General features: G+C 34.0%; 13 protein-coding genes. 4 read left to right on the top strand and 9 right to left on the bottom strand.

Features of this window, described 5'->3' with window-relative positions; genetic code table 11:
• Positions 1 to 22: 22 nt before the first annotated feature.
• The 4 genes from V1T75_RS08750 to V1T75_RS08735 all read right to left on the bottom strand — a co-directional run bounded on the left by V1T75_RS08750 (position 23) and on the right by V1T75_RS08735 (position 7,179).
• Positions 23 to 3,277 carry a S41 family peptidase gene (locus V1T75_RS08750; protein WP_330488170.1) on the bottom strand — a complete coding sequence of 1,085 codons (3,255 nt, stop codon included), beginning with the start codon at positions 3,275 to 3,277 and terminating at the stop codon, positions 23 to 25.
• Between the two features lie 100 nt (positions 3,278 to 3,377).
• Positions 3,378 to 5,057: a gamma-glutamyltransferase gene (gene ggt, locus V1T75_RS08745; RefSeq protein ID WP_330488169.1), complete on the bottom strand. Its 1,680-nt coding sequence runs from the start codon at positions 5,055 to 5,057 to the stop codon at positions 3,378 to 3,380.
• A gap of 6 nt (positions 5,058 to 5,063) precedes the next feature.
• Positions 5,064 to 5,651 carry an acyl carrier protein phosphodiesterase gene (locus tag V1T75_RS08740; protein WP_330488168.1) on the bottom strand — a complete coding sequence of 196 codons (588 nt, stop codon included), beginning with the start codon at positions 5,649 to 5,651 and terminating at the stop codon, positions 5,064 to 5,066.
• Between the two features lie 64 nt (positions 5,652 to 5,715).
• Positions 5,716 to 7,179 (bottom strand): aminoacyl-histidine dipeptidase, encoded by a 1,464-nt coding sequence (locus V1T75_RS08735; protein ID WP_330488167.1) that lies wholly within the window; start codon positions 7,177 to 7,179, stop codon positions 5,716 to 5,718.
• 70 nt (positions 7,180 to 7,249) lie between these two features.
• Here V1T75_RS08735 and recR point away from each other — a divergent pair, with 70 nt between their 5' ends.
• On the top strand, positions 7,250 to 7,867 hold the full coding sequence (gene recR, locus V1T75_RS08730) for a recombination mediator RecR (RefSeq protein ID WP_330488166.1): 618 nt from the start codon (positions 7,250 to 7,252) through the stop codon (positions 7,865 to 7,867).
• Positions 7,868 to 7,900: 33 nt separating this feature from the next.
• Here the strand turns inward: recR and V1T75_RS08725 are convergent, their stop codons facing one another.
• Genes V1T75_RS08725 through V1T75_RS08705 form a run of 5 tightly spaced genes read right to left on the bottom strand, consistent with a single transcriptional unit; the run spans position 7,901 to position 11,453 of the window.
• The gene (locus V1T75_RS08725; RefSeq protein WP_330488165.1) at positions 7,901 to 8,305 is read right to left on the bottom strand and encodes a lipocalin family protein; all 405 of its coding nucleotides are present in this window, start codon (positions 8,303 to 8,305) and stop codon (positions 7,901 to 7,903) included.
• Positions 8,306 to 8,364: 59 nt separating this feature from the next.
• Complete coding sequence (locus V1T75_RS08720) at positions 8,365 to 8,955, bottom strand: CopD family protein (RefSeq protein ID WP_330488164.1); 591 nt, start codon at positions 8,953 to 8,955, stop codon at positions 8,365 to 8,367.
• 2 nt (positions 8,956 to 8,957) lie between these two features.
• Positions 8,958 to 9,986: a ferrochelatase gene (gene hemH / locus V1T75_RS08715; RefSeq protein WP_330488163.1), complete on the bottom strand. Its 1,029-nt coding sequence runs from the start codon at positions 9,984 to 9,986 to the stop codon at positions 8,958 to 8,960.
• A 13-nt stretch (positions 9,987 to 9,999) separates the two neighbouring features.
• Positions 10,000 to 10,515 carry a TrmH family RNA methyltransferase gene (locus V1T75_RS08710; RefSeq protein WP_330488162.1) on the bottom strand — a complete coding sequence of 172 codons (516 nt, stop codon included), beginning with the start codon at positions 10,513 to 10,515 and terminating at the stop codon, positions 10,000 to 10,002.
• Between the two features lie 56 nt (positions 10,516 to 10,571).
• On the bottom strand, positions 10,572 to 11,453 hold the full coding sequence (locus V1T75_RS08705) for a helix-turn-helix transcriptional regulator (RefSeq protein ID WP_330488161.1): 882 nt from the start codon (positions 11,451 to 11,453) through the stop codon (positions 10,572 to 10,574).
• A 211-nt stretch (positions 11,454 to 11,664) separates the two neighbouring features.
• Here V1T75_RS08705 and hemA point away from each other — a divergent pair, with 211 nt between their 5' ends.
• The 3 genes from hemA to hemB are packed head-to-tail and all read left to right on the top strand — an operon-like array spanning position 11,665 to position 15,472.
• A complete protein-coding gene (gene hemA, locus V1T75_RS08700; protein WP_330488320.1) occupies positions 11,665 to 12,936 on the top strand; it encodes a glutamyl-tRNA reductase in 1,272 nt (423 codons plus the stop codon).
• Positions 12,920 to 14,506: a hydroxymethylbilane synthase gene (gene hemC / locus V1T75_RS08695; RefSeq protein ID WP_330488160.1), complete on the top strand. Its 1,587-nt coding sequence runs from the start codon at positions 12,920 to 12,922 to the stop codon at positions 14,504 to 14,506. The genes hemA and hemC overlap by 17 nt, the downstream gene beginning before the upstream one ends.
• Positions 14,507 to 14,509: 3 nt before the next feature.
• Complete coding sequence (gene hemB, locus V1T75_RS08690) at positions 14,510 to 15,472, top strand: porphobilinogen synthase (protein ID WP_330488159.1); 963 nt, start codon at positions 14,510 to 14,512, stop codon at positions 15,470 to 15,472.

Here is a 15,472-nt window from a genome sequence, read left to right as displayed (position 1 = left end):
TTAACTATCCTTTTTTTTATTTTTAATACCCATTAGGTCTTTTCCATCGAACAGGTGGAGCAGGCTCAGGTTTAGGAATAAATTCATTAGTTTTTAGCAAGCGTAAAGCTTCATCAACAGCCTTTTCGAGTTGAGGATCTTTTCCTTTTAAAACCTTACTTGGCTCTTGGTGTACTTCAATATCAGGAGCCACACCTTCACCTTCAACAGCCCAATTACCATCTAAATCAAAAAATCCACCACGAGGAGCAACCATTCTACCACCATCAATAAAAGCAGGTGTATCCCAAGTTCCTACTAAACCTCCCCACGTACGAGTTCCTACTAAAGGGCCTATTTTTCTTTCTTTAAACATATATGGAAACAAATCACCTCCTGATCCGGCACGTTCGTTAATAATCATCACTTTTGGCCCCCAAATACCAGCAATAGGCGTTGTCCATGGTTTTCTTTTGTTAGCCTTACTATTAAAATAACCAAAAGGTTTTCTTGATAAGATATCAATCATATAGTCAGCTGCACTACCACCACCATTATTTCTTTCATCTATAATAACTCCTTTTTTATCTTGCTGAGAAAAGTAATAGCGATTAAAAGAGGTAAATCCGTTGTTTGATGTGTTTGGAACATATACATACGCTAATTTTCCGTTAGATAGTTTATCTACCTTTCTTCTGTTTTCTTCTACCCAGTCTATAGAGCGCAAATTTCTTTCGTTAGCTACTGGTTTTATTAAAATAGTTTTAGCTCCTTTAGAAGTAGGTTTAGAGTTTACTTTGATATAAATTTCCCTACCAGCGGTTTGCTCTAAGAACTTATACGGATTGTCTTTTGAAGTTACAGGAACGCCATTAACTTCCAGTAGGTAATCTCCTTCTTTAACATCAATTCCCGGAAGCCCTAATGGGGCTTTAATAGAAGGATTCCAACGTTCTCCTTTGTATATTTTAGAAAACTTGTACAAACCATTTGCTTTTTCAAAATCACAACCTAATAATCCAACAGGAACGTAGTTGGTTTTGGGAGTATCGCCTCCGTAAACGTATGAATGACCAATAGCAACTTCACCGCTCATAATGTCTACCACATAGTTTAAATCAGTTCTGTGCTTTACATGATCAATCCAAGGAGCGTACCATTGGTAGATTTTATCCCATGGTGCACCGTGTACATTGTCAACATATAAAAAATCTCTCATATAGCGCCAACCTTCTTTAAAGATTTGATGCGCTTCAGCTTTAGGGTCTACCTTAATTTTTAAATTGGTTTTTATAGATCCTTTGCCAGGTTTTGCTGGAGATTTACTGCTTACAATGCTCCAGTTTCCTTTATTTGATAACAATACAGATTCTCTATCTTCTGAAACAGTTATAGAACTGATTCCTTTAGTAAATTCAGTAGCTTTTTCTTTAGAAACATCATAGTCATGGATAATTACACTAGGAGTGTTTTGAATAGCTTCAGCTATGAAAACATGATTTTTGGGGGCTTTGTATAAAGCAGTGTAGTTTTTAGCAGGCAATTGTAAGGCAATGGCTCTATTGAAAATGCCTTTCTCGTCAATTACAACTTTTATTTTATCAGCTTCTTTTGATGTTTTTTTATTGTCTTTTTCTTCTTTTTTATTCTTTTCTTCTGAATCTTTTTTCTCAGCTTTCTCTTCGTCAGTTTTCGGTAGGTTAGGAGCTTTGTCTTTGCTGTTCAGAACAATTGCATATAAACTACGTGTTACTGAAGGGTCGTAAGAACTCATGTCTAGCCACCCAGAAGCTAACCCATAGTTGGTACTAGCCAAGGTATACATATATTTTCCTGAAGCATCCCAAACAGGTGAAATAGCATCTGCTAAAGGATCTGTGATTTGAATTGTTTTTTGGGTACTGATTTGGTATGCATAAATAGACTTAAAATGATTTTCGTTTTGTTTAGCATAAGCAATCCAATCACTATCAGGTGACCATTTCGGGTTCATAGTTCTATTAGGGTGTGCAAAATTATCAGTCGCTACTTTTTCAGCTTTTTTAGTTTCTAAATTCAAAACCCAAATATTAAAATGTGTATCAGTAAATGATACATACTTTCCATCTGGAGACCAATCAGGTTTGAAATAAAATGTAGGATTAGGAATTTTAATATATGATTTATTATCTCCATTTTGGTCGGAAATTACCAACTCGTATTCTCCGTTTTTATCAGAAAACCAAGCAATTTTATCTCCTTTTGGAGACCAAACAGGAAATCTATCAGCAACACCAGAAGAGTTAGTTAAGTTTCTCCAAGTACCGTTTTCTTTTGGAACGGTAAAAATTTCGCCTCGGTATTCAAAAATGGCTCTTTTTCCTTTAGGAGAAATATTCGGGTTGGTTAAATTTCTTCCTTTTACATCCATCCAACGAGTTCTCGCATAATTTAAATCACCATGAACTGTTATTGGTATTTGTTTGGTAATAGAAGTTTCAGGAGTTAAAAAATGAATATATCCTCCTTGTTCGTAAACAATTCCGTTTGAATTAGCATCTAAGCTTTTTACGTCAAATCTTTTATGAAATGTAAGTTGCTTTTCTTGTTTGGTAGCTAGATTGTACGACCAAATGTTACTGGTATAGTCTCTTTCAGAAATATAGTAAATATTACCGTTGTACCAAACAGGCTCTAAATGCCTTTCTTTATCTTTTTGAGGGGTTTTTACTAGTTTTTGATTTTGCATATTCAAAATCCAAATAGGCATTGCCTGACCACCGCGATAATTTCTCCATTCCGCATCCCAACTTGTAATAGGAGTATAGGCAAGATATTTGCCGTCTTTTGAAAATTCTCCATAAGCGGCTCTTGGAACATTTACAACTTCAGGTAATCCTCCTTTTAGTGAAACAGTATAAAATTTATTTGTTTGAGTTGGCCTGCCTTCTCTAGATGAACGAAATAAAATTTTGTTATCAGAAGTCCAGCCTTGTACAAAATCACCACTTGGGTGGTAGGTTAATCGCTTAGGTTCACCTCCGGTAGCTGGAATTACATATACATCAGTATTCCCATCGTACTGTGCAGTAAAGGCAATCATAGTACCATCATTAGAAAAATGCGGGTTCGATTCATAGCCCTCATCGCTCGTAAGTCGTATAGCATCACCTCCTTGAATAGGAGCTTTCCATAAGTCGTTCGCATATACAAAAACGACTTCAGAATTCGATATTGTAGGTTGCCTTAAAAGGCGTGTTCCTTGGGAAAAACCAGTATAGCAAATAGCTAAAGTAAGTAAGGTTAGTATTTTTTTCATGCTTTGTTGAAATTTTAAACCTTAAAACTACTTAATTAACTGTTAAAGGGAGTGAAAAAATTGTTAAAACCTTAAGCAATAAAAAGCTTGAGTTAAAAAACTAAAATCCTAGAGCTGTATCATCCCCTCTGGGATCGGCACCACCTTCTAATTTCCCATTTGGGAGCACTAAGATAGCATCTACTTTACCAATTACTGGAGAGTTGGTTTCGTCTAATTTATACCCTAACTGTTGTAAGTCTTTTTTTACTTGTTTGTCAAAACCTTTGGGTTCCATTTTAATTACATCGGGTAACCATTGATGGTGAAAACGTGGTTGATTTACGGCTTCTTGCATTCCCATGTCAAATTCATGCACATTTAAAATGGTTTGTAATACAGATGTGATGATGGTTGAGCCTCCTGGAGTTCCTACAACCATATGTAGTTGACCATTTTTCTCTACAATGGTAGGAGTCATAGAGCTTAACATACGTTTTTCGGGTTCAATTTTATTAGCTTCAGCTCCTATTAAACCAAACATGTTTGGTACACCGGGCTTGCTTGAAAAATCGTCCATTTCATTGTTTAGGAAGAACCCTAAATCAGCGCAGTACAACTTAGAACCATAAGCTCCGTTAATTGTTGTAGTGGCAGAAATTGCATTTCCAAATTGATCAACAATAGAGTAGTGGGTGGTTTCATCGCTTTCAACCATGGTAATATTTCCGTGAGAAACATCAGCAGAAGAAGTAGCTTTTTTAAAAGAAAAATTAGCCATTCGATTTTTTGTGTACTCTTTACTTATAAGTGTTTTAATAGGGATTTTTACAAAATCAGGATCTCCTAAATAAAAACTTCTATCAGCATAAGCTCTGCGTTCTGCTTCAGTAATTACCTGTATGGTTTTTGTTGAATTATGTCCGTATTTATCTAAATCAAAAGGTTCAATTCCATTCATTATTTGGGCTAAACAAATCCCTCCACTGGCTGGTGGAGACATAGAAATAATTCGTAAATCGTCGTAGGTAAAGGTAATCGGAGTTCTCCATTTAGCTTCGTACTTAGTCAAATCTTCTTCGGTTATAATTCCTCCATTGTTTTGCATAAAAGCAACCAAGCGTTTAGCGGTTTCTCCATTGTAAAACTCATCACGACCGTTTTTTGCAATACGTTCTAAAGTTGCTGCTAAAGCAGGGTATTTAATAGTATCACCTTTTTTCCAAGGTTTGTCAAAAAGAATAGAGTCTTTGTTTACTTCTAAAAAATAATGTTGGTACTTTTTTATACGATTCTCTTGTTTTTGAGTAACTACAACGCCTTTTTTTGCTAAAGCTATAACTGGTTTTAAAATTTCTTGAATAGGCAATGAACCGAATTTTTCATGGGTTGCAAAAACTCCCGCTACTGTTCCTGGGATTCCTACTGCCAAGGCTCCCAACGTACTTTTGTTTTCAATCACATTTCCTAAACTATCTACATACATGTTTTTGTGAGCAGCAAGTGGGGCTTTTTCGCGATAATCTAATGCACCGATTTCGCCTGTATTTTTCCGATAAACCATAAAACCACCACCACCAAGATTCCCAGCATAAGGGTAGGCTACTGCTAAGGCTAACTCTGTGGCTACCATAGCGTCGAAAGCATTTCCTCCTTTTTGTAAGATATCCGAACCAATTTGTGAAGCTTCTTTACGGGCAGAAACCACCATGGCTTTTTCGGTAATTGTACCTACAGCTTTTTCTTTTTTACAGCTGTATAATGCTGTGAGTGTTAAAAAAAATAAGAATGCTTTTTTCATGTATTATTAACTTAGGTCTTTTAGTTTTTGATGGGAAAACGAACGAAGATCTTCAAAAAAAGTAGTGAAATCGTTTTCAAAAGTTTGATAATGCTCCAACAAGTCTTCTGTAGCTAAGTTCATTTTTGATTTTCCGTTAGTACGTCTGTTCATTCCACTCAATACTTCTTGAATTCCTTTGGCAAATTGATAATTGTACAACCAATTAAACTGTACCATGTAGGGTAGCATTTTTTGTGTTTTATCAGGAAGAATCTCCATATTATCTTGGAGTAATTGATATACGGAGCTTACATAAATGTTTAGTGGGATTTCTGAGTAGATTCTCCAGTTTTTTGCTAGATAATGATCGTAGAAAATGTCAATAATAACTCCATCGTAGTGTCGGTAACGTTCATGTAAACGTCGTTTACTTATTCTAACAATTTCATGCGCATCTGTATAGGTGTCAATTTCGCGATGTAGTAAAATCCCTTTTTGAATATCTTCATGAAAGTGGGAAAATTTATTCCCTTTCACGTGATCTGCTATAAAATTACCAATCATAACATTTGTATTGCTTTCAGAAAGGTATAAGTGCGCTAAAAAATTCATTTTATAAATGTAAACAAAAAACCACAACTGAAAAGCTGTGGTTTTAAAGTTTATGTGTAAGTCTTTAACTCTTAACTGGAGTATTCTTTAAAATCTCTAATAAAAATTTCCAGAATTTTTGTGTTGATGATATTTGTGCACGTTCATCAGGTGAGTGAGCTCCTTTAATATTTGGACCAAATGAAACCATGTCCATTTCTGGATAGTTTTGACCTAAAATACCGCATTCTAATCCTGCATGACATGCAGCTACAATAGGTTTCTCATCGTGTAAATCTTCATATAAATCAGTTACAGTTTTTAAAATTTCAGAATTTACATTTGGTAACCATCCTGGATACGAACCAGAAAACTCTACGTCAAAACCTGCTAATTCAAAAGATGAACGTAATGAATTAGCTAAATCCCATTTATTAGTTTCAGAAGAAGAACGCGTTAAACATCCAACTTTAATAGCTCCGTCTTTTACAATAATACGAGCAATATTGTTTGAAGTTTCTACCAATCCTTCGATATCAGGACTCATACGGTATACACCATTCAACGCAGCGTAAACCGCTTTAATTAATCCTTCTTGAACACCTAAGTCCATTACAGTATCAGGAGTGTTAACTTCTTTTAATTCAATAGTAAGCTTAGGCTCTAATGTTGAGAACTCAGCTTTAATATTGTTAATAAGCTCATGTATTTCAAATAAGAAAGGTTCTTTAGAAACAGCATCAATAACTACAGTTGAAAAACTTTCACGAGGAATAGCGTTACGTAAACTACCTCCGTTAATTTCCGAAACACGTAATCCGAAATTCGTAAAACCGTCAAATAACAAACGGTTCATAATTTTATTAGCGTTTCCTAAGCCTTTGATGATGTCCATTCCTGAGTGACCACCATTTAATCCAGTGACAGAAATTTCATAAGCGATAGTATTTTCAGGAGTAGCTTCTTCATTATAACTTCTTGTAGCAGTAACATCTACACCACCAGCACATCCCATGCCTATTTCATCGTCTTCTTCGGTATCAAGATTTAACAAAATTTCACCTTCTAACAATCCACCTTCAAGTCCCATTGCACCTGTCATACCTGTTTCTTCATCAATTGTAAATAAAGCTTCGATAGCAGGATGAGGAATATCAGTAGATTCTAAAACTCCCATGATAGCGGCAACACCTAAACCGTTGTCTGCTCCTAAGGTAGTTCCATCAGCTTTAACCCAATCACCATCTACAAACATTTTAATTCCTTCGGTATCAAAATCAAAAACTGTATCTGCGTTTTTCTGGTGTACCATATCTAAATGGCTTTGCATAACGACTGTTTTTCTGTCTTCCATTCCAGTTGAAGCAGGTTTGCGAATAATTACGTTTCCTACCTTGTCAACCATGGTTTCAAGATTTAGTTTTTTACCAAAATCTACCATGAACTGTATTACTCTTTCCTCTTTTTTTGAAGGACGAGGTACAGCATTTAAGTCGGCAAAATTTTTCCAAACAGCTTTTGGTTCTAGGTTTCTTATCTCTGAATTCATGTGAATTGAAGTTTTAATTTTAAAGTTACGAAGATACTTAATCCTTATTGAAAAATTGTAAATTCGCAGCATGGATTTTTCGTCGAAATTATTAGAAAATGCAGTAAATGAAGTAAGTCGATTACCAGGAATTGGTAAGCGAACAGCACTTCGTTTGGTGTTACATTTATTAAAACAACCGAAAGAGAACACGAAGTATTTGGCAGAGGCTTTAACGCACTTACGTAACGATGTGAAATCGTGTAAAAAATGTCATAATATTTCTGATACAGTGTTGTGTGATATTTGTAGTAATCCGAAGCGAAATGCAGAGATTGTATGTGTGGTAGAAGATATTCGTGATGTGATGGCGATTGAAAATACAGCACAATACAGAGGTCTGTATCATGTGTTAGGAGGAAAAATTTCACCTATTGAAGGAATTGGTCCTCAGAATCTACAAATTGAATCCTTAGTAGAAAAAGTAAAAGAAGGCGAAATTAAAGAGTTGATTTTTGCCTTAAGTTCTACGATGGAAGGTGATACGACCAACTTTTATATTTACAAACAGATAGAACAATACGGAATTACAACTTCAACGATTGCCAGAGGAATCTCGGTAGGAGATGAGTTAGAATATGCAGATGAGGTGACGCTTGGACGAAGTATTGTAAATAGGATACCTTTTGAACAGTCGATAAAAGGGTAAAAAAAACGAAGTTTTAAAACTTCGCTTTTTGTGTTACTTCCTTTTAAAAACTTGAATATTTATGGTGTCTCCAAATCCATTAGTTTCTGACATAAAACTATTTCCATTGTCACTAAAAGTTATAGTGTAAATTTGTTTTGTATTAGTTTTAATGTCAGTTATTTGATATTTGTTATTACTATTATTTATCCATGTGCCACTGTCTTTGTTTTCTATAACACAATTATTTGGGTCGTCTTGATTTCCATAATTGGTACTCGAAAAAGTACCATTATCATTAAAAAGTATAGTAGATCTTTTATTACATTCATCGACTTCTACTCCACTATCAGAAAAGAAATACCAAGTTCCTACAATAGGATCTAAATTGTTTTCATCGTCGGAAGAACAAGCTAGTAAGCTAAACATAGCAATTGTTAAAATTAAATTTTTTTTCATAGTTTAAGATTTAAAATTTTTCGCGAAAATAGTAAAGTTACTCGTTAGAAAAAAAGAAATTAATTGCTAGTTTTTTTATCCTCATCAATCAACTCTTGCTCGTATTTATCCCATGATTTTTTAGCTCTTACTTTTTTATAGTAACGAATACCAATCATCAATAATACTCCAAATAATATAATTCCTACCACACCCCAAATCCAGTTAATAGCACTTTTTAAAACGACTAAAAATACAACAGCAAATAAAATTACTGTTGGAATTTCATTAAACATGCGAAGTTTATTAGGAGTGTATTTAATCTCATCACGTTGTAGTTCTTTGTAGATTTTATGACAAAATCCGTGGTAAAAATACAGCGCTAATACAAAGGCTAATTTTACATGCATCCAAGGCATTTTTAAATAAAAAGGATTTTTATATAGCATCCAAAAAGCAAAAAAACTAGCTAAAAATAAAGAAGGCCAAGTAATAATGTACCATAAACGTTTAGACATTAGCTTGTATTGGGTTTGTAATATAGACTTGGCTGGCTCGTCTTTTTTTTCTGCCTCTACATGGTAAATAAATAAGCGACCTATGTAAAATAACCCGGAAAACCAAGTTACTACAAATATGATATGTAATGCTTTTACGTATAAAAAGTCCATAATTAATTCTTATTGAAATCGTTAATCCATCCTACTAAAACATCTACCCATTCATCATTATCGTTAATACAAGGAACTGTATGAAACTCTTCACCACCAGCTTCTAAGAACTCGTGTTTACCTTCCATAGCTATTTCCTCTAATGTTTCTAAACAATCAGAAACAAAGGCAGGAGTTACAATAGCTAATTTTTTAATACCGTCTTTCTCAGCTTTATTTACAATCGTTCTGTCGGTATACGGTTGTAACCAAGGGTCTACTCCTAAGCGTGATTGGAATGACGTTGATACTTTATTTTCGTCTAAACCTAATTCAGAAATCACATTTTTAGTAGTTTGATAACATTGGTGGCGGTAGCAATACTTATGAGCTTCAGAAGATGTATTGCAGCAACTTAAGTTCCCTGGGAGAGGGGTACAGTGCGATTTTGTAATGTCAGATTTTCTAATGTGGCGCTCTGGAACTCCATGGTACGAGAATAAAATATGGTCGTAATCTTTGTCAGCCAAATAATCTTTTATGCTGTTGGATAGTGCCTTGATATATTCTGGTTTATTATAAAAAGCAGGAACATCTGTAATTTTCATGTTCGGAAAGAATTCTTTTCGTAACTCTTCAGTTAATACCAAAATAGTTTCAGTAGTTGCCATAGCAAACTGAGGATATAACGGAACCAATAAAACATCTGTAACTCCTTTATCATGTAATTCCTGTAATCCACTTTTAATGGAAGGGTTTCCATAGCGCATTGCTAAAGCAACAGGAAGTTCTGTTTTTGTTTGTACTTTGTTTTGTAAACGTTCAGATAAAACGATTAAAGGAGAGCCTTCTTTCCACCAAATTTTTTGATAGGCTTCTGCCGATTTTTTAGGACGAGTATTTAAGATGATGCCCTTCACAATAAAAGTTCTTAACCAATAAGGAACGTCAATAACGCGTTCGTCCATTAAAAACTCTCCTAAGTATTTTTTTACATCTTTCGGGTTTGTACTTTCTGGTGATCCAAGGTTTACTAATAAAACTCCTTTCATATTTTGGCTGAATTTATTTCAGAATCTTTTCTTTTAATTGGTTTGTTGTTTCGTATAGAGCAATAGCTAAACTATGAATTACATTCATGCTAGAATTACGCCCATACATTGGTATAGCTACTGTTGCATCAACTAAACTAACGTTTTCTATACCGTTTCTTTCGCTACCCAAAAGTAACACAATTTTAGAATGTGAAGTAAAATCGTAATCGCTAATATTTATACTTTCATCGGTAATTTCAATACCAATAATAGTGTTTCCTTCTTCTTTTAATTGTTGTATAAGTTGTTCAAAATTTCCATAGGTATCATGTGATATTTGCTGAATCGTATTTCGAGCAGTTTTCTTAACAATTCTGTTATCTATAGAAGGAGAACTTTTATGTAAATAGATTTTGGATACTCCGAAACTTTCAGAAATACGAAAGCACATTCCTATATTTTCAGGAGTACGGATAGCGTCACAAACAATAGTTACTGGAAAGTTTTGTTGGTTGTTCTCTATATCATAATGAGTGAGTTGTTTCATTTTGTAAGTTTTTAATTTTGTCTACTGTCTACTGTCTACTGTCTACTGTCTACTGTCTACTGCAAACTCATTACGTATTGTTTAGGGGTCGTGCCAAACTTCTTTTTAAAAGCAGCAATAAAATGACTAGATGTACTGTAGCCAACCTGTAAGCCTACTTCGTTAACATTGTATTGATTGCTTTCTAATAGTTTTCTAGCATGATCCATTTTATAGTCAAATAAGAAACTGTACACTGTATCTCCATAAATTTGTTTGAACCCTTCTTTTAACTTTTTAAGATTTAACCCCACTTCATTTGCCAAGTCTTGTAAACTTGGCGGCTCACTCATCCTAGCTATGATAACGTCTTTCGCTTTTCTGATTTTTAAAACCTCACGGTCATCCACTAAGAAAGGGCAGTATTCTTCATTGGTGTTTTCACCACTGTCAAAATGTAAACTCAACAATTCATATGATTTACCTTTAATATAAAGGTCTCGCATTGAACTTTGGTTTTTTGCCGTTAAAATTTGTTGAAGTACTAGTAAAACATTAGCGTTTATTTCTGCATTGTCGTAATACTTTTTGTTTTTATTGTTTTCACTTAAAAAAGGGATATAGCTAGCTTCTTTTGAAAAAAATGTATGAAATTTTTCAATAGAAATGAGCACGGATACCAAAGAGGTTTTTGGTAATATTTCTAAGTTAATTGGTAGATCTTGCTGTGGGTTGTATAAGAAAATAGAATGCTTGTCTAAAACGTTAAAAGTATAGCTGTTGTTGTTGAAATGAAACTTGCAATTCCCTTTAACACAGTAATGTAGTTGTATATAAGAGTTGTCGATATCTCTTTTAAAAAACTCTATTTTGTCAGAGTTGTTTTGGAATTTTAGCACGAAAAAACCTTGTTCTATAGGTACTTCTCTGAATGTACTTTCTGCGATGTTTTTTGACATGGATTCTGTGGTTTTTAGAAAGCTTACTATTTAGAACGATTCTAAAGTAAAATGTTTCTCCTAGTCTATTTTACTGCAAAAATACACTTTTGTGCAAGTTTTTAAGGCGTTTTTAAGTGAAAAAACAAATAGCGACATTAAAAGTTCTTTTAGCGATACTTTTTTTTGTTCAATATTTATATTTTTGACCGACTTTTTTGAAGAAGACTCAATGACAGTAGAAAATAAACATCATAGTAATTTATACAATATAGGCGTTAGTTATAAAAAAGCTGATGCTGCGATTAGGGGGAAGTTTAGTATTTCTAAAGAAAATCAAATACAACTTTTAGAAGAAGCCAAACAAAAAGGAGTAGACGGAATTTTTGTATTGTCAACTTGTAACAGAACTGAAATTTGTGGTTTTGCAGAGCACCCCTTTCAGTTAATAAGCATGTTGTGTAAATACTCAAATGGTTCGGTAGAAGAGTTTGCAAACGTATCAAATGTCTATAAAAATAAAGAAGCTATCAGTCACTTGTTTAGAATGGGGACAGGGTTGGATAGTCAAATTTTAGGTGACTACGAAATAGTTGGTCAGTTGCGTCAGGCATTTAAACAAGCTAAAGAAGTAGGAACTACAAATGCATACTTTGAGCGTTTATTAAACCATGTAATGCAAGCAAGCAAGCGAGTTAAAAATGAAACAAAATTAAGTTCAGGGACTACTTCGGTGTCGTATGCAGCTGTTCAGTACTTGATTAATAATTTGTCAGATTATAACTCGAAAAATATTTTAGTATTTGGTTTGGGGAAGATGGGGAAGCATACCTGTAAAAACCTAGCAGAGTATACACAAAATACATCGGTAAGCTTACTTAATAGAACGGAAGAAAAAACAACAGAATTTGTAAAAGAACACAATTCTATTAGAAAAGCGTCGTATGCAAATTTAGCAGAAGAAGTTTCTAATAGCGATGTATTAATCGTTTCTACAGGAGCTAGTTTTCCTACAATTACAAAAGAACATGTTCCAACAGATAAAGAATTATTGATTTTAGATTTATCAATGCCAGCGAATGTATCAAAAGAAGTTGCTGATTTAGATAATGTAACGATGGTGAATGTAGATGATCTTTCAAAAATAACAGACGAAACGTTAGCTATTCGTCAACAAGAAGTACCCCTTGCAGAGGCAATTATTGAAACTCATAATCAAGAATTTCAAGAATGGTTAAATCACAGAAGATTTACCCCAGCTATTACTGCTTTAAAAGAATCGTTACAAAGCATTCAACAAGGAGAAATAGCTTTCCATAAGAAGAAAATTAAAAATTTTGATGAAGAACAGGCAGAAATATTAACATCAAGATTTATTCAAAAAATAACCACACAATTTGTAAAACACTTAAAAGACGAAGAGACTTCGGTAAATACAAGTATTGAAGTAATGGCTAAAGTGTTCGGAGCAAATTTAGAATCCATCCATGCAGAAGATAATTAGAATAGGTACACGCGATAGCCAATTGGCTATGTGGCAAGCAAAAAAAGTTCAAAAACTTTTAGAAGAATTAGGTCATCAAACTCAATTAATCCCCGTTAAAGCAACGGGTGATTTAGTTTTAGATAAACCCCTTTACGAATTAGGAATCACAGGAATTTTTACTAAAAATTTAGATATCGCCATGTTGAATGACGATATTGATATTGCAGTACATTCTATGAAAGATGTTCCTACAGTATTGCCAGAAGGAATTGTACAAGCAGCGGTTTTAAAACGTGCGAATTATAACGATATTTTGTTGTTAAAAGACAATGAAGAGTTTATGGCACAACCTAACGGAGTAATTGCTACAGGTAGTTTACGTAGAAAAGCACAATGGTTAAACCGTTACCCAACACATACCGTAGAAGGTTTACGTGGAAATGTAAATACGCGTTTACAAAAGTTAGAAGATAACGATTGGAACGGTGCTATTTTTGCGGCGGCGGGACTAGAAAGAGTTGGTTTACGACCTAAAGGAGCAGTTAATTTAACGTGGATGATTCCAGCACCAGCTCAAGGTGCAATTATGATTACTGCTTTAGAGGAGAATGAAGAAATCAAAGAGATTTGTGCTGAATTAAATGACAAAGACACTGAGATTTGTACAGGTATAGAACGTGAGTTCTTAAATCGTTTAGAAGGTGGATGTACAGCACCTATTGGGGCATTAGCTTTTATAAATGAAAAAGAAGAAGAAATTAACTTTAAAGGAATTTTATTGAGTAGAGATGGTAAAAAGAAAATTGAAGTTAGTAAAAAAGTAAAAGTAGGAAAGCATAAATATATTGCAAAAGATTGCGCTAATTATGTGATTGATAAAGGAGGGAAGTTAATTATGATGGAAGACGAAGGAATTGAAAAACAATTTTCAATTTATTCGACTAAAAAACTATCTGAAGCGCAAAAGAAATTATTACCTATACACATGAGTGTTCAGGATAGTGATTTTATTAAAATTCGCTTTAACAGAATTGCTCCTAAAGTAGTTAAAGAAGAAATTGAACATGTAATTATTACCAGTAAAAATGGAGTAGAAGCATTGCTAAACTCATTTACTTCAGATGAATTACAATTTAAAAATATTTACTGTGTTGGAAGAAGAACCAAAAAGTTAATCGAACAACGTATCGGAAAAGTAACGCATTCAGAAAGAAACGCTAAAAAACTATCAGAATATTTATCAAAAGAGTTGAAAGGACAAGAGGTAACTTACTTCTGTAGTAATTTACGTTTAGAAACTTTACCACTTATTTTAAAAGCAAACGAAATTATTGTAAATGAAGTAGAAGCTTATAAAACCATGTACAGTCCAGCAAAAGTTGATGAAAAAGTAAACGGAGTACTGTTTTACAGCCCATCAACAGTTGAGAGCTATATGGAAAAAAACACTGCTGATAAAATAGCTTTTTGTATTGGAGATAGTACTGCTAATGAAGCAAAAAAACATTTTAAAGAAGTACAAATAGCAAAGATGCCAACTGTAGAAAGTGTACTAGAGTTGGTAAACCTTCACTTTGTAAAAGAATAAACTATGTTTAGAACACGCAGACTAAGAAAAACAGAAAACATCCGTCGTTTAGTTAGAGAAAACAAGCTATCGGTAGATGATTTTATATATCCATTATTTATAGAAGAAGGAACAGGTATTGAAACAGAAATTCCTTCCATGCCAGGAATCAACCGTTACTCATTAGATACCATTTCTAAAGAATTAGACGAAGTTGTAGTCTTAAAAATTCCAGCAGTACTGTTATTCGGTATCCCATCTAAAAAAGATGATGAAGGTACTGAAACTTGGAACGATAACGGAATCATGCAACAAGCTATCCGATTCATAAAAAAGAACTATCCAAGTTTATATGTAATTACCGATGTGTGTTTTTGTGAATATACCTCACATGGCCACTGCGGAGTAATACACGATAATGATGTAGATAACGATGCTACTTTAGTAAACTTAGCAAAGCAAACCGTATCACATGCGAAGGCTGGAGCAGACATGGTAGCACCATCAGGAATGATGGACGGTGCTATAACGATGATGCGTGAGTCGTTAGATAATACAGGCTTTGCGAACTTACCAATCATGGGGTATTCTGTAAAATACGCATCAGGGTTTTACGGGCCTTTTAGAGAAGCAGTAGATTCAGCACCGTCGTTTGGAGATAGAAGAACCTATCAAATGGATCCTTCTAATAGAGATGAAGGATTACGTGAAGCAACTTTTGATGATGAAGAAGGAGCAGATATTTTAATGGTAAAACCAGCTTTATCATACTTAGATATCATTAGAGATTTAAAAAATAATTTCGATAGACCAATCGCTTGTTATAATGTAAGTGGAGAATATTCAATGGTAAAAGCAGCCGCTGAAAAAGGATGGATTGATGGTGAAAAAGTAATGATGGAGAGCTTGCTTTCTATGAAAAGAGCAGGAGCAGATATCATTATTACCTATTTTGCGAAAGAAGCAGCTAGAGTTTTAAATAGATAA

It is taken from the genome of Tenacibaculum sp. FZY0031 (assembly GCF_036350695.1).
Taxonomy (GTDB): Bacteria; Bacteroidota; Bacteroidia; order Flavobacteriales; family Flavobacteriaceae; genus Polaribacter.
This window is presented reverse-complemented; position numbering and strand designations above follow the sequence as displayed.